Raw genomic sequence first — 19,240 nt, 5'->3', positions numbered from 1 at the left:
CTGGGGACCCTCATTCAGGGGCTGTCGTGCAGCGCCTCGCCGGCCGTTACGGTTTTGCGCGTGCCAGCCAGCCGCATCACGCTGACGAAGAACACCGGCACGAATACCACCGCCAACGTTGCGCTCAGCATGCCGCCGATAACCCCGGTGCCGATCGCCTGTTGGCTGGCCGAGCTGGCACCGCTGGCGATCGCCAAGGGCACCACGCCGAGGATGAACGCCAGCGATGTCATCACGATCGGCCGCAGGCGCAGGCGGGCGGCCTGTACGGCGGCATCGGCGGCGTCCACGCCTTGGTCGACCAGGTGCTTGGCGAACTCAATGATCAGAATGGCGTTCTTCGCCGACAGGCCAATCAAGGTGATCAGGCCGACCTTGAAGAACACGTCGTTGGGCATGCCCCGCAGGGTTACCGCCAGGACCGCACCCAGCACGCCGAGCGGCACTACCAGCAGCACTGCGGTGGGTATCGACCAGCTCTCGTACAGCGCAGCCAGGCACAGGAACACCACCAGCAGCGACAGCGCCATCAACATCGGCGCCTGGCTGCCGGACAGGCGTTCTTGCAGTGACAGGCCGGTCCATTCCAGGCCGGCACCGGCGGGCAGTTGCGCCACCAGGCGCTCGATTTCGGCCATGGCTTCGCCCGAGCTGTAGCCGGCGGCCGGTTCGCCGGAAATCGACACCGCCGGGTAGCCGTTATAACGCGTCAATTGCACCGGGCCGCTGACCCATTTGGCCTGGACGAACGCGGCCAACGGCACCATCTTGCCGCTGCTGTTGCGCACATGCATGTTCAGCAGGTCTTGCACCTGGCTGCGCTGGTCGCCTTCGGCCTGCACCACCACGCGCTGCATGCGGCCCTGGTTCGGGAAGTCGTTGACGTAGCTGGAGCCCACTGCCACGTCGAGTACCGAGCCAATATCGGCAAACGTCACGCCCAGGGCATTGGCCTGGCGGCGGTCGATCTCCAGCTGCACCTGCGGGCTTTCCGCCAGCGAGGCTTCGCGCACGTTGCTCAGTACCTTGCTCTTGCCGGCCTGCTCGAGCAGCTGGTCACGCGCCGCCATCAGCGCGCGGTGGCCCATGCCACCCCGGTCCTGCAGGCGGAACTCGAAGCCGGTCGACTCGCCAAGCCCGTCGATGGGCGGCGGCAGCACGGCGTAGGCCACCGCATCCTTGAGTTGCGTGAAGGCCTGGTTGGCGCGCTCGGCAATCGACTGGGCAGTGTGTTCGGCACCGCGCTCGGACCAGTCCTTGAGGGTGGTGAAGGCCAGCGCGGCGTTCTGCCCGCTGCCCGAGAAGCTGAAACCCAGGATCAGTGTGGTGTTGCCGACCCCCGGTTCTTCACTGTTGTGCGCCTCGATCTGGGCGGCCACCTGTTCGGTGCGCATGCGGCTGGCGCCCGGCGGCAGCTGGATGTCCGTAATGGTGTAGCCCTGGTCTTCGGTGGGCAGGAACGCCGTGGGCAGCTGGCTCAAGCCATAGCCCAATACCCCCAGCAGCAGCGCATACAGCAACAGGTAGCGCCCGCTGCGTTGCAGCGCTTGCATGACCCAGCGCTGGTAGCCATCGCTCATGCCCTCGAAACGGCGGTTGAACCAGCCGAAGAAACCCTTGCGTGCATGCTGTTCGCCCTTGGCCACAGGCTTGAGCAGCGTGGCGCACAGTGCCGGGGTCAGGCTGAGGGCGAGGAATGCCGAGAACAGGATCGATACCGCCATGGCGACCGAAAACTGTTGGTAGATCACACCCACCGACCCTTGCATGAAGGCCATGGGCAGGAACACCGCCACCAGTACCAGGGTGATGCCGATGATCGCGCCGCTGATCTGGCTCATGGCCTTGCGCGTGGCTTGCCGGGGCGGCAAGCCTTCTTCGGCCATGATGCGTTCGACGTTTTCCACCACCACGATGGCGTCATCGACCAGGATGCCGATGGCCAGCACCATGCCGAACAGGGTCAGCACGTTGATCGAGAAACCCAGCGCCAGCATTACGGCGAAGGTGCCCATCAGTGCCACCGGTACCACCAGGGTCGGGATCAGCGTGTAGCGCAGGTTCTGCAGGAACAGGAACATCACCGCGAACACCAGCAGCATGGCTTCGAACAGGGTACTGATGACCTGCTCGATCGACACCTTGACGAACGGCGAGGTGTCGTAGGGGATGTCGTACCTGACCCCCTCGGGGAAGTAGCGCGCCAGGTCCTGCAGTTTCGCCCGTACCAGGGTGGCGGTCTGCATGGCATTGGCGCCCGGTGCCAGTTGCACGCTGAAGGCCGTTGCCGGCTTGCCGTTCAAGCGGGTGCCGTACTGGTATTCCTGTGCGCCGACTTCCACCCTGGCGACATCGCCAAGGGTGACCACGGAGCCGTCGGGGTTGGCGCGCAGCACAATGGCGGCGAACGCTTCCGGCGTGCTCAGCTGGCCTTTGACCACCACGTTGGCCGTGATTTCCTGAGTGCTGCGGCTCGGCAGGTCGCCAATGCTTCCAGGGGCTACCTGGGCGTTCTGGCCGGCGATGGCGTCGGCCACGTCGTTGGGCGTGAGGTTGAAACCGACCAGTTTGCGCGGGTCGATCCAGATGCGCATGGCCCGTTCCGAGCCATACAGCTGGGCCTTGCCGACGCCTTTGAGGCGGCGTATTTCATCCATCACGTTACGCGCCAGAATGTCCGACAGGGCGGTTTCGTCGAGTTTGCCGTCTGTGGAGGTGAGGGTGGCCAGCAGCAGAAAGCCGGTGGACACCTTCTCGACCTGCAGGCCCTGCTGGGTGACCGGCCGCGGCAGGCGGGACTCGACCACCTTCAGGCGGTTCTGCACGTCGACCTGGGCCAGGTCCGGGTGGGTACCCGGGGCGAAGGTGGCGGTAATGGTGGCGCTGCCCAGGCTGCTCTGGGATTCGAAGTACAGCAGGTTGTCGGCGCCGTTGAGTTCCTGTTCGATCAGGCTGACCACGCTTTCGTCCATGGTGGCTGCCGAGGCGCCGGGGTATACGGCGTAGATCTCGACCTGCGGCGGTGCCACGTTAGGGTATTGGGCCACCGGCAGTTGCGGGATGGCCAGCGCGCCGGCCAGCAGGATGAACAGCGCGACCACCCAGGCGAATACCGGGCGGTCGATGAAGAATTGCGGCATGGGTCAGGCCCTCACTGGCCGTTGTGCTGTGCGATGGGCGGCGTTTGTGGGCTGGGGTCGACCTGCACCTGGTCGCCGGCCTTGACGTGCTGCAGGCCCTCGATGACCACGCGCTCACCAGCGGCCAGGCCGGCGCTGACGATCCAGCGGTCGCCCAGGGTATTGCCCAGCACCACCTCGCGCTCGCTCACCCGCGCCTGCGGGTCGACCACCAGTACCTTGGGCTCCCCGGCGCTGTCACGCAGAATGGCGCGCTGCGGCACACTCAGGCCGTGGGGTTGCACGGCCTGCTCGAGGCGCACGCGCACGTAGCTGCCGGGCAACAGGTCCAGGTCCGGGTTGGGGAACTCGCTGCGCAGGGTGATCTGGTTGGTGCTGGGGTCGACGCTGATGTCGGAGAACAGCAATTTGCCCGGCAGTGGGTAGGCGCTGCCGTCGTCCTGGATCAGCGTCGCCCGGGCCTGACCGTCGCCCACCTGCTGCAGCTCGCCCGCGCGCAAGGCGCGGCGCAGGGCATTGAGCTCGCGGGTGGATTGGGTGACATCGGCGTGGATCGGGTCCAGTTGCTGAATGGTCGCCAGCGGGGTGCTCTCGTTTTGCCCGACCAGCGCGCCTTCTGTGACCTGGGCACGGCCAATTCGCCCGGAGATGGGCGCGGTGACCGTGGCATAGCCGAGGTTGAGGCGTGCGCGCGCCAGTGCCGCCTTGGCTTCGGCTACGGCGGCATCGGCCTGCAGCAGGCTGGCCTTGGCATTGTCGTATTCCTGGCGGCTGACCGCCTTGTCGTCGACCAGCTGGCGGTAGCGCTGCTCTTGCAGGCGGGCCTGGTAGCGAGTGGCTTCCGCCTTGGCCAAGGTTGCGCGGGCACTGTCGTGGTCGGCTTTGAACGGCGCCGGGTCGATCAGGAACAGCACATCGCCTTGCCTGACGTCACTGCCTTCGCGGTACACCCGCTTGAGCACCACGCCGGCGACCCGCGCGCGCACTTCTGCGGTACGCGGGGCCAGGATGCGGCCACTGAGTTCGCTGCTGATGGCCAAGGGCTGCAGTTGCAGGGTTTCCACCCGTACTTGCGGGGTGGGTGCCTGTTCGTCTTGCTCGGCGCTGTTGCCGCAGCCGGCCAGGGACAGGCTCAGAAACGCCAGAAGCGCCACTGGGCGCAGGCGAAGGGAGAGGGTAGTAGGCATGCGGATCTTCCGATGATGACGGGGTATATGCTACGGCAGGCATTGCTGGGCGGCTGTTAATACCTGTAGGGCGAGTGTGAAAAAATGTAAAGAACAAGCCTGTGGTGTTGCAGTGTTCTATATCCTGAGTATTCCTGTGCCGGCTTCTTCGCGGGCTTGCCCGCTCCCACAAGGACCGCACAGTATCTGAAATCTGTGCTGTACCTGTGGGAGCGGGCAAGCCCGCGAAGAGGCCGGCAAGGCCCAACACAACCTAGATTCCCAAGCACCTATGCCGAATATTCTCCTGGTCGAAGACGACAGCGCCCTGTCCGAGTTGATCGCCAGCTACCTGCAACGCAACGACTTCCACGTCCAAGTGATCGCCCGCGGCGATCATGTGCTGGACGAGTACCGCCGGCAAAAGCCCGATCTGGTCATTCTCGACCTGATGCTGCCGGGCCTCGATGGCCTGCAGGTCTGCCGCCTGTTGCGCCAGGAATCGCAAGGCTTGCCGATCCTGATGCTGACCGCCCGTGACGACAGCCACGACCAGGTACTGGGCCTGGAAATGGGTGCCGACGACTATGTGAGCAAACCCTGCGAGCCCCGTGTGCTGCTGGCGCGGGTGCGTACCTTGCTGCGCCGCAGCAGTGTCAACGAGCCACGGCTGGACCACGACCTGATCGTGATCGGCGGCCTGCGCATCGACCTGGCCGAACGCACGGTCAGCTGGCGCGGCGACGAAGTGGAGTTGTCCAGCGGCGAGTACAACCTGTTGGTGGTGCTGGCGCGCAACGCCGGCGAAGTGCTGAACCGCGACCGCATCCTGCAGCAACTGCGGGGCATCGAATTCAATGGCACCGACCGCTCGGTGGACGTGGCCATTTCCAAGCTGCGGCGCAAGTTCGACGACAACGCCGGTGAAGCGCGCAAGATCAAGACCGTATGGGGCAAGGGCTATCTGTTCAGCCGCGTCGAGTGGGAGTGCTGACCGGCCATGCTCAAGATCCTGGTGCGGCTGTACCTGGTGATCATCATTGCCTATGCCGGTGCGCTGCTGCTTATCCCCGACAGTATCGTCGGCCTGTTCCATGATCGGTTCATGGCCTACAACCTGGACCAGGCCAAGGGTGTGCAGTCGATGGTCGTGCGCCAGTTCCGCCAGGCGCCGCGCGAGCAGTGGCCAGCGGTAGCGCAGGAGCTGGCGGGTGATTTCGCACCGCTGCAACTGCGGCTGTTGCCCATGGACCAGGCGGGCCTGAGCGACCAGGAGCAGGCGCGCCTGGCGCAGGGGCTGCACGCGGTACGCATTGGCGAGTGGGGCTATTACGAAACCGTGCTGGCCCCCTTGGACAAACAGTGGCTGGTAGAGCTGCATTCGCCGCCCGACCCGTTCGACATCAACGTATTGTCCTGGGGGGTGACCGTCTTGATCGGTGCCGCCATGCTCGGCTGCCTGCTGCTGTGGGTGTGGCCGCACTGGCGGGACCTGGAGCGCCTGAAGGAAACCGCACGGCGCCTGGGCCAGGGGCACATGGCCGAGCGTACGCACATCTCGCCGCACTCCAACATCGGTGAACTGGCCGGGGTGTTCGATACCATGGCCAGCGACCTTGAGCGGCACGTCAACCAGCAACGCGAGCTGCTCAATGCGGTGTCGCACGAGCTGCGTACGCCGTTGACCCGGCTCGACTTCGGCCTGGTGCTGTTGTTCGACGAAGTGCCGCCAGCCAGCCGCAAGCGCTTGCTGGAACTGGTTGGCCATGTGCGCGAGCTGGATGAGCTGGTGCTGGAATTGTTGTCGTACAGCCGGCTGTACAACGCCGACCAGGCCCGCGAGCGGGTCGAGGTGTCGTTGCTGGAACTGGTCGACAGCGTGCTGGGGGGGTTCGCCGAGGAGCTCGATGGCCGTGGCATCCAGTGGGAAGTTCGCGCCGAAGGCGAGCTACCCCGCTTTGTGCTGGACCCGCGGCTCACCGCCAGGGCCGTGCAGAACCTGGTGCGCAATGCCATGCGTTACTGTGACCAGAGCCTGTTGCTGCGCTTGTGCCTGGACCAGGACGGCGCGTGCCTGTTGACGGTGGAAGACGACGGTATCGGCATTCCGGTAGCGGAGCGGGAGCGGATCTTCCAGCCGTTCTACCGGCTGGACCGCAGCCGTGACCGGAACACCGGTGGTTTTGGCCTGGGCTTGGCGATCAGCCGGCGTGCGGTCGAGGGCCAGGGCGGTACGTTGACTGTCGCACAGTCGGCGCTGGGCGGGGCGCAGTTCCGCATCCGCTTGCCTGCCCGTTAGCAGGCGGCAGGGGCGTACAGGCTTTTTCTTCTCGGCCAGTTCTTGTAGGTTTACAGTTCTTCAAGCCAGGGAGCTGAACATGCAAGGCAAGGCACGCAAGATCGTTCAGGCCATTCTTTACGAGGCCATCGCCGTCGCCTGCGTGGCCCCGGCACTGGCGTTGGCGTTCGGCGCCGGCATGGCGCAATCCACAGTGCTGTCGGTGCTGATGTCAGGCATCGCCATGAGCTGGAACATGGGTTACAACTGGGTGTTCGAGCGCTGGGAGGCGCGCCAGCAGCGGCGTGAACGTACGTTCACCCGGCGCCTGCTGCACGCCCTGGGCTTCGAGGGTGGGTTGGTGCTGATCCTGCTGCCGCTGGTGGCCTACTGGCTGAACGTCAGTCTGTGGGCGGCGCTGCTCACCAACCTGGCATTGTTCGTGTTCTTCTTCGTGTACGCCTTCGTGTTCCAGTGGGGCTTCGACAAAGTGTTCGATGTGCCGCTGTCGGCGCAGCAAGCCAAGTGTTGACGTGGGCCTGCGCGGCAAGCTAAGTTCCTGGTCTATGAACACTTACCCGCACGTGAACGCCATTATTATTACCGCCATTATCAGCTTGGCGGGCTAGCGCGTACGTGCACCGAACCCGCCCTGGAGGCGGGTTTTTTCTCTCTGACTCCTGGGCAACGTAAAAACGCCAAGGAGTCATCGATGACCAGCTTCAGCACACCCCGTACCCCAGCAACCCCCCAGCAACTGCTGTCGGAGCATGTGCGGCGCATTCTTGCCGCGCCGGTGTACGACCTGGCTATCGAAACGCCGCTGCAAGCTGCCCCGGCCTTGTCTGCCCGCCTGGGTAACCAGGTGTTGCTCAAGCGTGAAGACCTGCAGCCGACTTTCTCGTTCAAGATCCGCGGTGCCTACACCCGCCTGTCGCGGCTTGGCACCGCGCAACGCGAGCGCGGGGTCATCACGGCGTCGGCGGGCAACCATGCCCAGGGCGTGGCCCTGGCAGCTGCGCACCTGGGCATGAAGGCCACCATTGTCATGCCCACCACCACACCGTCGTTGAAGGTGGAGGGGGTGCGCTCACGCGGTGGCCATGTGGTGTTGCACGGCGAGAGCTTCCCGCATGCCCTGGCCCATGCCTTGAAACTAGCCGACCAGGCCGGCGCCACCTTCGTGCCGCCGTTCGATGACCCCGATGTCATCGCTGGCCAGGGTACGGTGGCCATGGAAATACTGCGCCAGCACCCGGGTGCGCTGGACGCCATCTTCGTGCCGGTGGGCGGCGGTGGCCTGATCGCCGGTATCGCCGCCTACGTGAAGTACCTGCGCCCCGAAGTGAAGGTGATTGGCGTCGAGCCGGACGACTCCAATTGCCTGCAAGCGGCTATGGCTGCGGGGGAGCGGGTGGTCCTGCCGCAGGTGGGCAGCTTTGCCGATGGGGTGGCGGTGGCGCAGGTCGGCGCGCATTGTTTCGAGTTGTGCCGGCATTTCGTCGACGAGGTGCTGACGGTGAGCAGTGACGAACTGTGCGCAGCGATCAAGGATATCTACGATGACACCCGTTCCATCACCGAGCCTTCCGGCGCATTGGCAGTGGCCGGGATCAAGCAGTATGTGGCGCAGCACGGCGCACAAGGGCAGACCCTGGTGGCGATCGATTCCGGCGCCAACGTCAACTTCGACCGTTTGCGCCATGTGGCCGAGCGCGCCGAACTGGGCGAGCAGCGCGAGGCAATCATTGCAGTGACCATCCCGGAGCAACCCGGCAGCTTCCGGGCGTTCTGCCAGGCACTGGGCAAACGCCAGATCACCGAGTTCAACTACCGCTACTACCCCGGCCAGCAGGCGCGCCTGTTCGTCGGGGTGCAGACCCACCCGGTGCACGACCCGCGCAAGCAACTGCTGGCCAGCCTGGCTGGGCAGGGTTACGCCGTACAGGACCTGACCGACAACGAGTTGGCCAAGTTGCATGTGCGCCATACCGTGGGCGGTCATGCCGCCCCGGGGGCTACTGAGCGGGTGCTGCGCTTCGAGTTCCCGGAACGGCCAGGGGCGTTGCTGGGTTTTCTGGAGCGCTTGGGCAAGCACTGGAACATCAGCCTGTTCCATTACCGCAACCATGGCGCGGCCCAGGCCCGGGTGCTCGCCGCCCTGGAAGTGCCAGCGCAAGAGCTGGCGGGCTTGCCAATGGCGCTGGATGCCATGGGCTACCAGTACTGGGATGAGACCGACAACCCGGCCTACACACTGTTCCTGGGCTGAGCCGGGGTTGGCGGGTCCGCGGTCAAGCGGACCCGCCGCGCCGTTCAGCGTGCACCGCGCCCGTAGGCCTGGCTGATGCGGTCGATGACCATGGCCAGGGCGACGATCGCCAGCCCGGCTTCCACACCCTGGCCTACGTTCAAGGTCTGGATACCGGCCAGCACATCCTCACCCAAGCCGCGCGCGCCGATCATCGACGCCACCACCACCATCGACAAGGCCATCATCACCGACTGGTTCAGCCCGGCCATGATGCTGGGCAGCGCCAGCGGCAGGGCTATGCGCCGCAACCGCTGCCAGCGGCTGGCGCCCAGCCCGTGGGCGGCCTTCAGCAACGACGGGTCGATCTGGCTCAGGCCCAGCTGGGTCAGGCGCACCAAGGGTGGCAGGGCGTAGATCAGGGTGGCGAATACAGCCGGCACCTTGCCCAGCCCAAACAGCATCAGCACCGGGATCAGGTACACGAACGCCGGCAGTGTCTGCATCACATCCAGAACCGGCAGCAACAACCGCCTGGCCAGTGGCCGGGCGGCCAGCAGGATGCCCAGCGGTACGCCAACCAGTACGCACAAACCCGTACTCACCAGCACCAAGGCCAGGGTCTGCAGCAGTTTGTCCCACAGCCCGAGCATGCCGATCAGTGCCAGCAGGGCCACCAGCACCACGCTGCGCAGCAGGCTGCGGCTGGCGTGCCAGGCCAGCAGGCCGACCATCGCCAGCAGCAGCCACCAAGGCACCAGGCGCAGCAGGTTCTCCAGCCCGACCAGCACCTGCAGCAACTGGTCGGACACGTTGCGCAAGTGGTCGCCGTAGTGCAACACCAGCCAGTCGACCACGCGGTTGACGCTGTCAGCGATGGAAAACTGCAAGGCTTGAGGGAAACCGCCGCTCACAGGCTGGCCTCGACCTTGGCGGCGATATCGGCGGGCAGCCAGGCCTTCCATACCTCGCGGTTATCGCGCAGGAAGGCCAGCGCGGCATCGCGCGGTGGCGTGCGCTTTTCACTCATGTTCGCCAGCGCCTGGTTCAGGCGCTGGATTGGCAAGTCGACCTGCTCGAAGACACGCACAAGGTCCGGGTAGCCATCGCGAAACGCCTTGGACACCCCGATCGACAATTTCGCCGGAAGTGACTGGCTGCCTTGGGGGTTGGGGTTGCTTGCATCGGTGAGGGTGGCCCAGGCGTTGGCATCGAACGGGGGTTCTTGCAGGCGTACGAGCTTGTAACGGCCCATGAGGGGGGTAGGGTTCCAGTAGTAGAACAGCACGGGCTGGCCACGGCGGATGGCCGAGGTGATTTCGGCATCCATGGCGGCACCGGAGCCACTGCGGAAGTTGGTGTACAGCTCATTCAAACCGTAGGCCTTGAGCTTCTGGCTGTTCACGGTTTCGGAGGTCCAGCCGCTGGGGCTGTTGAGGAAGCGGCCTTTGTCGGGCGACTCGGGGTCGCGAAACACCTGCGGGTAGCGCTTGAGGTCCTGGACTTGGCGCAGCTCGGGGGCACTGGGCTCGATACCCCGGTCACGATCGCCCTCGATCACATAGGCCGGCACCCACCAGCCTTCTTCGGCATTTTTTACCGTGTCACCCAGGGCGAACACCTGGCCGGCCTGCTCGGCCTTGACCCAGGCGGGGCTGCGCCCGGCCCACTCCTCGGCGATGACCTGAAGGTCGTTACGTGCCAGCGCCACCTCCATGCTGACCGTGCTGCCGGGCAGGGTGTCGGTGGGGTAGCCGTAGCCGCGCTCGACAATCAGCCGCAATATCTCGGTGGTGAGTGCGCCGCTTTCCCAGCTGATGGCGCCGAAATGAATGGGGGCGGGCTGGTCGGCCGCTGCTGCGCTATCGGTGCTGGCCAGGCCAACCGTCAGCAGCAGCCCGGCCAGGAGCGCGGGGATTGTTTTCATGTGCACCTCGTCGTCGACAGTGCGGCAAGTGTAGACGACGAGGTTGGGCTGCCCTGGGGGCCACTGGCGCCCCCAATGCTTCAGACGCGGAACTGGTCCATCAGCGCCTGCTGCTGGTTGGCCAGGCTGTTCAGCGACTGGCTGACCCGGGCTGACTCATTGGCCTGGCCGGACAGCGATTCGGTCACGTCACGAATGGTGGCCACGTTGCTGTTGATTTCCTCGGCCACCGCGCTTTGTTCCTCGGCGGCCGAGGCAATCTGCAGGTTCATGTCGGTGATCACCGTCACCGCCTGGCCGATGCGCTGCAGCGCGGTCACCGCCTGGCCGACCTGCTCGACACCGCCCTGCGCCTGGCGGTGGCTCTGGTCCATGGCGCCGACCACTTCGCGGGTGCCGTTCTGCAGCGCCTCGATCACCTGGCGGGTTTCCTCCACCGACTCCTGAGTGCGTTGGGCGAGGTTGCGCACCTCGTCCGCGACCACGGCAAAGCCCCGGCCGGCCTCGCCAGCGCGCGCTGCCTCGATGGCGGCGTTGAGCGCCAGCAGGTTGGTCTGTTCGGCAATCGAGCGGATCACTTCCAGCACCGAACCGATCTTCTCGCTGTTCTGTGCCAGGCCCTCGACCTCGGCCATGGCATCGCTCATGTTGGCGGCCAGGGCGTCGATGCTGCTGGTGGTCCGATCGATCACCGCCAGGCCTTCCCGGGTGGCCTGGTCGGCATCGCGTGCCGCCTGGGCGGCCTGGGCGGCGCTGCGTGCCACATCCTGGGCGGTGGCGCTCATTTCGTGCGAAGCGGTGGCTACCTGGTCGACCTGGCGGTACTGCTGCTCCATGCCGGCGCTGGTTTCGGTCGCGATCGCCGAAGACTGGTCGGCGGTACCCCGGGCGGCCTGCACCGAGCGTTTCACCTCGGCGATGGTCGGTTGCAGCTTGTCGAGAAAACGGTTGAACCAGCCGGCCAGTTCACCGAGTTCGTCCTGCTTCTGGTAAGCCAGGCGCCGGGTGAGGTCACCTTCGCCGCTGGCGATATCCTTGAGCATGGCGGCCACGCCAAGAATCGGCCGGGTGACCCCGCGCGCCATCAGCCATACCAACAGCAGGCCGGCGATCGCGGCAGCCAGGCCCAGGCCGAGTTCCAGCAAGGTTCCGCTGGTGTTCAGTGTGTCCAGTTCCTGCTTCAGTGCTTCAGCGGGGCCGGTCAGGGCATTTTCCGGCACATCCAGCAACACGCCCCAGGGCTGGGCATCAGGGATTGGCCGGAACGCGGCAAGCACTTTCAGGCGCTGCTGGTCATGCAGAATGCTCAGCTTGCCAGCGGCCAGCCTGCGCACCAGTTCGGCGCCATGGGCCGGGTCGACCTGGTCGACGCGCTGGGCCAGCTTGCTGGCGTCGGCGCTGTAGCCGGCCAGCAAGCCGACCGGGCTGAGAATGCCGACCCGGGTGCGGCCCTCGTACAGGTTGCGGCTGGCCTCTTCGCTGAGTGCCTGCAGGCTGTTGAGGTTGATGTCGATGGACAGCGTGGCGATGATCTTGCCATTGACCGTCAGCGGGAAAACGATACTGGTCATCAGCACTTGCTGGCCGTCGATGGCATAGAAGTACGGCTCCACCACGCACACCTTGCCGGTAGTGCGCGGGCATACCCACCAGGTGTTGGCCGGCTGGCCACTGGGGCCGATCTCGGTGTTGGCCATGTCATGTTCAGGCAGTGCCATGGCCGTCAGCTGGCCGGCACGCGGCTGCGACCAGTACAGGGCGAAGCGCCCGGTCTCGTTGCTGCCCAGTTCCGGTTTGTCGGCGAACAGGTTGTCCTTGTTGTCCAGTGCATTGGGCTCGAACACCAGCGACAGGCCAAGCAGGTCGGGGTTGGCCTGCAAGGCGGCGCGTACCTGGCGCGTCATGTCCTCGCGCAGGTCGAAGGCATCGAGAAAGCGCTTTTCGGCCTGTTCGCGCAGGAACAGCACCTGGCGGGCGAAACCGGCACCGTACTGGTAGGCGTCCATGAACTGGCGGCGAATGTTCAACGCCTGTACTTCACCTTGCGACTCGATGCGCGACTGCGCCGCCTCGGTCAACATCTGCATGCTGCTGGCCTTGACCAGGTCCGAGCTGTGGTCCATGCGGTACAGCGACAGGCCGACGAGCAGGGTGACGATGCTGGCCAGGCAAAGGCCGGCGAGCAGGGTGATCTTCCACTGGATGGAGAGTTGTCGCAAAGGCATGGGGCGGTTCCCTTTTTCAATGCAGTAAGGGTTATGGCTTTGGGCAGGGTGGGCAGGTCGTGGGGGCAGGCAAGTGGCCCCAACATCACCGTATCGGCGGTGTAGGATTTTTCTTTATTCAAACATTCAATTTAAATTTGTCCCCGGTGAAATCCGCCGCAACCTGGCAATTTTGACATCTGCCGCCCACTGCTTCAGAGTTCGCGCTTTTTTCTGTCGTAAAGAGGTAAGCCCACCATGAATGCAGTGATCGCCGCGGTCGGCATCATGCTGATACTCAGCCTGTCCCGCGTGCACGTGGTCATCGCCCTGATCATTGGCGCCCTCGTCGGCGGCCTGACCGGTGGCCTGGGAATGGAAGGCACACTCAAGGCCTTCAACGGCGGCCTCGGTGGTGGGGCCACGGTGGCCTTGTCCTATGCATTGCTGGGCGCCTTTGCCGTGGCGATCGCCAAGTCCGGCCTGGCCCATGCCCTGGCCGACCGCGCCCTGGCCATGATCGACCGCCAGGGCCATGCCAATGCTGGCAAGCTCAAGTGGCTGATGATCGACCTGATGCTGGCGGTGGCGGTGTCGTCGCAGAACATCCTGCCCATTCACATCGCCTTCATCCCGCTGCTGGTGCCGCCGCTGCTGTATGTGCTGACCCGCCTGCGCATCGACCGGCGGCTCATCGCCTGCGTGATCACCTTCGGCCTGATTACCCCCTACATGTTCCTGCCGGTGGGCTTTGGCAACATTTTCCTCAACGAAATCCTGTTGGCCAACGTGGCCCGCGCCGGTGTCGACGTGAGCGGCGTCAACGTCACCCACGCCATGGCGATCCCGGCTGCCGGCATGCTTGTCGGCCTGTTGCTGGCCGTGTTCGTCAGCTACCGCAAGAAACGCGACTACGACCTGGCACGCATTGCCCAGGTGGAGCAGGTGAGCGTGCAGTACAACCCGGTGACGCTGCTGGTGGCCGGGCTGGCGATTGCGGCCGCGTTCATCGTGCAACTGCTGCTCGATTCGATGATCATCGGCGCCATGGTCGGCTTTCTGATCTTCTCGTTGTCGGGCATCGTCAAGTGGCGCGACACCGACGACCTGTTCACCGAGGGCATGAAGATGATGGCCATGATCGGCTTCATCATGATCGCCGCCTCGGGCTTTGCCGAGGTGATGAAGGCCACGGGCGAGGTGAACAGCCTGGTGCAGGCTTCGGCGCAGTGGATCGACCACAGCAAGGGCGTAGGTGCCTTGCTGATGCTGTTGGTGGGGCTGCTGGTGACCATGGGCATCGGTTCGTCGTTTTCCACCGTGCCGATCCTGGCTGCGATCTTCGTACCACTGTGCGTCCAACTGGGCTTCGACCCGCTGGCCACGGTATGCATCGTCGGCACTGCCGGTGCCCTGGGTGATGCTGGCTCGCCGGCGTCGGACTCCACCCTGGGCCCGACCTCCGGGCTTAACGTGGATGGCCAGCACCACCACATCTGGGACACCGTGATCCCCACCTTCATCCATTACAACCTGCCGTTGCTGGCGTTCGGCTGGCTGGCGGCCATGACCTTGTAAGGCGGGGCGGGCGTCAGCCTTTGCCAGGCGGCGGCGAAATGCGGTTGAGCACGGTGCTGCCGTCCTTGCTGCGGGTCAGGTAGACCGGCAGCACCTTGGGCAGGTTGTTGACCAGGCGTTCCACCTCGCGGGTATTGTAGACACCGCTGATGCGGATGCGCCCGGTGCTGGCATCGGCCAGCCGCAACGGCGCGTCGAGGTAGCGGTTGATCACGGGTAGTGCCTGTTCCAGGCTGAGGTTGTCGAGCACCAGCTTGCCGCTGCGCCAGGCCAGGCTATTGCCAACGTCGCCGCTCTGTTCCAGTTGCGGTTCGAAGTCGCCCTTGTGGTAGCTGGCCTGCATGCCAGGGCCAAGGCGATAGCCGCCGGCGCTGCCGTCGCTGGAGACCAGCACCGAACCTTCCAGCAACGTGACCTTGACCTGATCACGATACTTCCACACGTTGAACTGGGTGCCGGTCACGCGCGTCTGCCCGCGGCCGGCGCGCACGATGAACGGGTGGCTGCTGTCGTGCCAGACCTTGAAGAACGCTTCGCCACGCTTGAGTGTGACCTGGCGCTGGTCCTTGTAATTGAGGAAGGTCAGCTCGCTGTGCAGGTTGAGTTGCACCTGGCTGCCGTCGCTCAGGACCACGCTCTGCATGTGGTCAGTCGCTTCGAAGTGCTGGTAGCGATTGGGCAACCAACCCTGTTCCCAGCCGAACCAGCCCGCCAGTGGCAGCACGGCCAGGGCGATGGCGGCGGCAGAAGCCAGGGGCCGCCAGTTACGCCGGCGCCTGATGGCGATGGCCGCTGGGTTGACGTCCATGATCGTGGCGGTGCGCGGCAGCAGGTCGGCGGTTTGCCAGATTTCCAGCATGGCCTGGTACTCATCGGCATGCCTGGGGTCAGCCGCCTGCCAACGCAGGAATGCCTCGCGCTCGGCCGCCGTGCAATCGTCTGCATGCAAGCGCATGCACCAATGCGCGGCGGCGTCGGTGATCGCATCGTCAGGGGTGGGCTTGAGGCGGTCTTGGTTCATTGCGGCTCCGGGTTTTGCGCATTCTACCCTTGCGCATGGGCCCCGGAGAACCTGGGTAATGGCGAATGACTATCAGTTGTGCCGGTTTTCCGCTGGAATTGCAACGGTTTTGAGCGTTTGAGAACCTTTCGCGCCCGCCGTCAGAACTGCGCTGCTGCCAGCCCGTACAGGCTGGCACTGCCTGCACGAATGCTGGCCTCCAGTGCCAACTCGCGCGGCAACACGCGCTGGAAGAAAAAGTCCGCACAGGCCAGCTTGGCGCCGTAAAACCCGCTGTCTTCATGCTGTTTGGCCAACGCCACCGCCGCCATGCGTGCCCACATATAGGCATACGCGGTAAGCCCGAACAGCTGCAGGTACTCCACCGCCACCGCACTGACCAGGTTCGCGTCTTCAGTGGCGCGTGCCTGCAACCACGCGCTGGTGGCCTCCAGCCGCGTCAGGCTTGCCTGCAAGGCTGCCCGGTGCAGTGGGGCTTCCAGGCTGAACGCCCGTACCTCGGCGGCGAAGCTGGCCAGTGCCTGGCCGCCGTCAGCCAGCACCTTGCGCCCCAGTAAGTCGAGGGCCTGGATGCCGTTGGTGCCTTCGTAGATCTGCGCGATGCGCACATCACGTACCCGTTGCTCCTGGCCCCATTCGCGAATGTAGCCGTGGCCACCGTACACCTGCTGGCCGAGCACGCAGCTTTCCAGGCCGTTGTCGGTGAAGAACGCCTTGGCCACCGGGGTCAACAGCGCCACCATGCGCTGGGCCTGCTCGCGTTCACTGCCAGCTTCGGCATAGCGCGCCAGGTCGAGCTGCTGGCCCACATAGGCGGCAAACGCCCGGCCCCCTTCGGTGAGGGTGCGCATGGTCAACAACATGCGCCGCACATCGCCGTGGTGGATGATCGGGTCGGCGGCTTTGTCCCGCAGCTGCGGGCCCACGGCGGCGCGGCTCTGCAGGCGCTCGTTGGCGTAGCGGGCAGCCGCCTGGTACGACGCCTCGGCACAGCCGATGCCCTGGATGCCGATCGACAGGCGTTCATAGTTCATCATGGTGAACATGGCCGCCAGGCCCTTGTTCGGGGCGCCCACCAGATAACCCGTGGCTGCATCGAAATTCATCACGCAGGTGGCCGAGGCCTTGATGCCCATCTTGTGTTCGATCGAGCCGCAGTGGGCAGCATTGCGCTCGCCCAGCCGGCCATTGGCGTCAACCAGGTACTTGGGCACCAGGAACAACGAGATGCCCTTGGCACCGGCGGGCGCATCGGGCAGCTTGGCCAGCACCAGGTGGATGATGTTCTCGGTCAGGTCCTGCTCGCCGCCGGTGATGAAAATCTTGCTGCCGGTGATGCGGTAGCTGCCGTCGGCCTGGGCTTCGGCGCGGCTGCGGATCAACCCCAGGTCGGTGCCGGCATGCGGCTCGGTCAGGCACATGGTGCCGGCCCAGCGGCCCTGGTACAGGGGCGGCAGGTAAGTGGCCTTGAGCGCCTCGCTGGCGTGCGCATCGATCGCCAGGCAACTGCCAGCGCTCAGCGCCGAATACAAGCTGAAGCTGCAGTCGGCCGCGTAGAGCATCTCTTCGAACAGCACCCCCAGCATTTTCGGCATGCCCATGCCGCCATAGGCCGGGTTGCCGCCCAGGCCGACCCAGCCGCCCTCGCGGTAGGTGTTCCACGCCTCGCGGAAGCCATCGGGCGTGGTGACGCTGCCGGCGTCGAAACGCACGCCTTGCTCGTCACCCTGGCGGCTGAGCGGGGCGACCAGCTGGCTGCTGACCTTGGCCGCTTCTTCCAGAATGGCGTCGGCGGTGTCGGCGTCTATGTGCTCGGCCAGGGCCGGCAGGCGCGCCCACAGGGCCGGGGCATTGAATACATCGTGCAGTACGAAGCGCATGTCGCGCAGGGGGGCAGAGTAGGTGGTCATCGGCGGCTCTGGAAAAATGGCAGATCAGGGTTGGCCCTTCGCGGCTGATCCCGCTTGCGCAACAGCGGGCGCAGGTGGGTCAAGCCGCGAACAGGCCCCATGGGGTCAGAGGGTTCTGGCGCGGTCGCGTAGCAAGTACTTCTGGATCTTGCCGGTGGAGGTCTTGGGCAGCTCACCGAACACCACCGTCTTCGGCACCTTGAACCCGGCCAGGTGCTCGCGGCACCAGCTGCTGATGTCGGCTTCGCGCGTGTCTTCGCGGCCGGGCTTGAGGGCGACGAAGGCGCACGGGGTTTCGCCCCACTTTTCGTCCGGGCGGGCTACCACGGCGGCCTCCAGCACTGCCGGGTGCTTGTACAGTGCGTCCTCGACTTCGATGGTGGAGATGTTCTCGCCGCCGGAAATGATGATGTCCTTGAGCCGGTCCTTGATCTCCACATAGCCATCGGCGTGCCACACGGCCAGGTCGCCGGTATGGAACCAGCCCCCACGGAAGGCTTCAGCGGTAGCTTCCGGGTTTTTCAGGTAGCCCTTCATCACGGTATTGCCGCGCATGAAGATCTCGCCCAGGGTGTTGCCATCGCGCGGCACAGGTTCGAGGCTTTGCGGGTCCGCGACCATCAGCCCGTCGAGGGTGGGGTAGCGTACCCCCTGGCGGGCCTTGATTTGCGCACGCTCTTCCAGCGTCAGCGCATCCCATTCCTCGTGCCAGGCGCACACGGTCACCGGGCCGTAGACCTCGGTCAGGCCATAGGTGTGGGTCACCTTGATGCCCATTTGCTCGACGGCACCAATGACCTTGGCCGGGGGCGCTGCGCCGGCCACCATCGCCTGCACCGGGTGCTCGATGGCAGCCTTGGCTGCCTCGGGCATGTTGACCAGGGCATTGAGCACGATCGGCGCACCGCACAGGTGGCTGACCCGGTGTTCGCGGATCAGGTTCAGGACCTTTTGCGGGTCGACCCGGCGCAGGAACACGTGGGTGCCGGCCAGGGCGGTGATGGTCCAGGGGTAGCACCAGCCGTTGCAGTGGAACATCGGCAAGGTCCACAAGTACACCGGGCGATGGCCCATGGCCCAGGTCATCTGGTTGCCAATGGCGTTCAGGTACGCGCCACGGTGGTGATAGACCACGCCCTTGGGGTTGCCGGTAGTGCCGGAGGTGTAGTTGAGCGAAATGGCCTGCCACTCGTCATCCGGCCAGTCCCAGGCAAACGCCGGGTCGCCCTCGGCAAGCAGGGCTTCATAGTCCAACGTGCTGACTGCTCGGCCCTCACCGTATTCCGGGTCATCCACATCCACCACCAGTGGCGGGTGCTCGAGCAGGGCCAGGGCGGCTGCGATGACCGTGTGGAATTCGCGGTCGGTGATCAGCACCTTGGCCTCGCCATGCTGCAGCATGAAGGCAATGGCCTCGGCGTCCAGGCGCACATTCAGGGTATTGAGTACGGCACCGGTCATCGGCACGCCGAAATGCGCTTCGAGCATGGCCGGGATATTCGGCAGCATGACCGCTACCGTGTCGCCACGGCCAATGCCGCGGCCGACCAGGGCGCTGGCCAGGCGTCGGCAGCGTTGGTAGGTTTCCTGCCAGTTACGGCGGATGGCACCGTGAATGACCGCGGGGTAGTCGCCGTACACGGCGGCGGTGCGCTCGATGAAACTCAGCGGGGTGAGGGCGACATGGTTGACGGCAGCGGGCTGCAGGCCCTGGGCATAGATCGACATGCGGTAGTCCTGTAAGGGAGGCAGGCGCAGCGGCTGC

General features: G+C 65.2%; 13 protein-coding genes and 1 pseudogene. 5 read left to right on the top strand and 9 right to left on the bottom strand.

Annotation, left to right across the window (positions count from 1 at the left end; all coding sequences use genetic code 11):
• Window positions 1-14 precede the first annotated feature (14 nt).
• Together L1P09_RS13950 and L1P09_RS13945 are read right to left on the bottom strand one after the other, a co-directional pair.
• Entirely contained in the window at window positions 15-3,140 is a 3,126-nt protein-coding gene (locus tag L1P09_RS13950; protein ID WP_115294014.1) for an efflux RND transporter permease subunit, read from the bottom strand.
• 11 nt (window positions 3,141-3,151) lie between these two features.
• Window positions 3,152-4,327 (bottom strand): efflux RND transporter periplasmic adaptor subunit, encoded by a 1,176-nt coding sequence (locus L1P09_RS13945; RefSeq protein WP_125854692.1) that lies wholly within the window; start codon window positions 4,325-4,327, stop codon window positions 3,152-3,154.
• Window positions 4,328-4,598: 271 nt separating this feature from the next.
• On the opposite strand from L1P09_RS13945, the gene L1P09_RS13940 reads away from it, so the two are divergent.
• The 4 genes from L1P09_RS13940 to ilvA all read left to right on the top strand — a co-directional run bounded on the left by L1P09_RS13940 (window position 4,599) and on the right by ilvA (window position 8,856).
• The gene (locus L1P09_RS13940; protein ID WP_009686653.1) at window positions 4,599-5,300 is read left to right on the top strand and encodes a response regulator transcription factor; all 702 of its coding nucleotides are present in this window, start codon (window positions 4,599-4,601) and stop codon (window positions 5,298-5,300) included.
• Window positions 5,301-5,306: 6 nt separating this feature from the next.
• On the top strand, window positions 5,307-6,605 hold the full coding sequence (locus L1P09_RS13935; RefSeq protein ID WP_125854691.1) for an ATP-binding protein: 1,299 nt from the start codon (window positions 5,307-5,309) through the stop codon (window positions 6,603-6,605).
• A gap of 79 nt (window positions 6,606-6,684) precedes the next feature.
• Window positions 6,685-7,116, top strand: coding sequence for a PACE efflux transporter (locus L1P09_RS13930; RefSeq protein ID WP_009686655.1), 432 nt, complete (start codon window positions 6,685-6,687; stop codon window positions 7,114-7,116).
• Between the two features lie 180 nt (window positions 7,117-7,296).
• The gene (gene ilvA / locus L1P09_RS13925) at window positions 7,297-8,856 is read left to right on the top strand and encodes a threonine ammonia-lyase, biosynthetic (RefSeq protein WP_115294016.1); all 1,560 of its coding nucleotides are present in this window, start codon (window positions 7,297-7,299) and stop codon (window positions 8,854-8,856) included.
• A 44-nt stretch (window positions 8,857-8,900) separates the two neighbouring features.
• On the opposite strand, the gene L1P09_RS13920 is transcribed toward ilvA, so the two are convergent.
• The 4 genes and pseudogenes from L1P09_RS13920 to L1P09_RS26365 form a co-directional block, all read right to left on the bottom strand.
• Window positions 8,901-9,749, bottom strand: coding sequence for an ABC transporter permease (locus tag L1P09_RS13920; RefSeq protein WP_110679824.1), 849 nt, complete (start codon window positions 9,747-9,749; stop codon window positions 8,901-8,903).
• A complete protein-coding gene (locus L1P09_RS13915; RefSeq protein WP_115294017.1) occupies window positions 9,746-10,762 on the bottom strand; it encodes an ABC transporter substrate-binding protein in 1,017 nt (338 codons plus the stop codon). The genes L1P09_RS13920 and L1P09_RS13915 overlap by 4 nt, the downstream gene beginning before the upstream one ends.
• Window positions 10,763-10,842: 80 nt before the next feature.
• Window positions 10,843-11,598: a methyl-accepting chemotaxis protein gene (locus L1P09_RS26370; RefSeq protein ID WP_370593759.1), complete on the bottom strand. Its 756-nt coding sequence runs from the start codon at window positions 11,596-11,598 to the stop codon at window positions 10,843-10,845.
• A 102-nt stretch (window positions 11,599-11,700) separates the two neighbouring features.
• A pseudogene (locus tag L1P09_RS26365) lies at window positions 11,701-12,666 on the bottom strand (PDC sensor domain-containing protein); the annotation flags it as partial.
• Between the two features lie 558 nt (window positions 12,667-13,224).
• Between L1P09_RS26365 and L1P09_RS13905 the strand changes: the two are divergent.
• Window positions 13,225-14,544, top strand: coding sequence for a Na+/H+ antiporter family protein (locus L1P09_RS13905; RefSeq protein ID WP_235767753.1), 1,320 nt, complete (start codon window positions 13,225-13,227; stop codon window positions 14,542-14,544).
• 13 nt (window positions 14,545-14,557) lie between these two features.
• Here L1P09_RS13905 and L1P09_RS13900 read toward each other — a convergent pair whose 3' ends face one another.
• The 3 genes from L1P09_RS13900 to L1P09_RS13890 all read right to left on the bottom strand — a co-directional run bounded on the left by L1P09_RS13900 (window position 14,558) and on the right by L1P09_RS13890 (window position 19,203).
• Window positions 14,558-15,565, bottom strand: a complete 1,008-nt coding sequence (locus L1P09_RS13900; protein WP_110679821.1) for a FecR family protein — start codon at window positions 15,563-15,565, stop codon at window positions 14,558-14,560.
• A gap of 140 nt (window positions 15,566-15,705) precedes the next feature.
• Complete coding sequence (locus tag L1P09_RS13895) at window positions 15,706-17,475, bottom strand: acyl-CoA dehydrogenase C-terminal domain-containing protein (protein WP_235767752.1); 1,770 nt, start codon at window positions 17,473-17,475, stop codon at window positions 15,706-15,708.
• Between the two features lie 105 nt (window positions 17,476-17,580).
• Window positions 17,581-19,203, bottom strand: coding sequence for an acyl-CoA synthetase (locus tag L1P09_RS13890; RefSeq protein WP_009686666.1), 1,623 nt, complete (start codon window positions 19,201-19,203; stop codon window positions 17,581-17,583).
• Window positions 19,204-19,240: the final 37 nt, after the last annotated feature.

Origin of the sequence: Pseudomonas juntendi, from assembly GCF_021560075.1 — a bacterium.
Classification (GTDB): Bacteria; Pseudomonadota; Gammaproteobacteria; order Pseudomonadales; family Pseudomonadaceae; genus Aquipseudomonas; species Aquipseudomonas juntendi.
The sequence above is the reverse complement of the archived record's forward strand: the minus strand, read 5'-3'. Positions and strand labels throughout refer to the sequence as shown.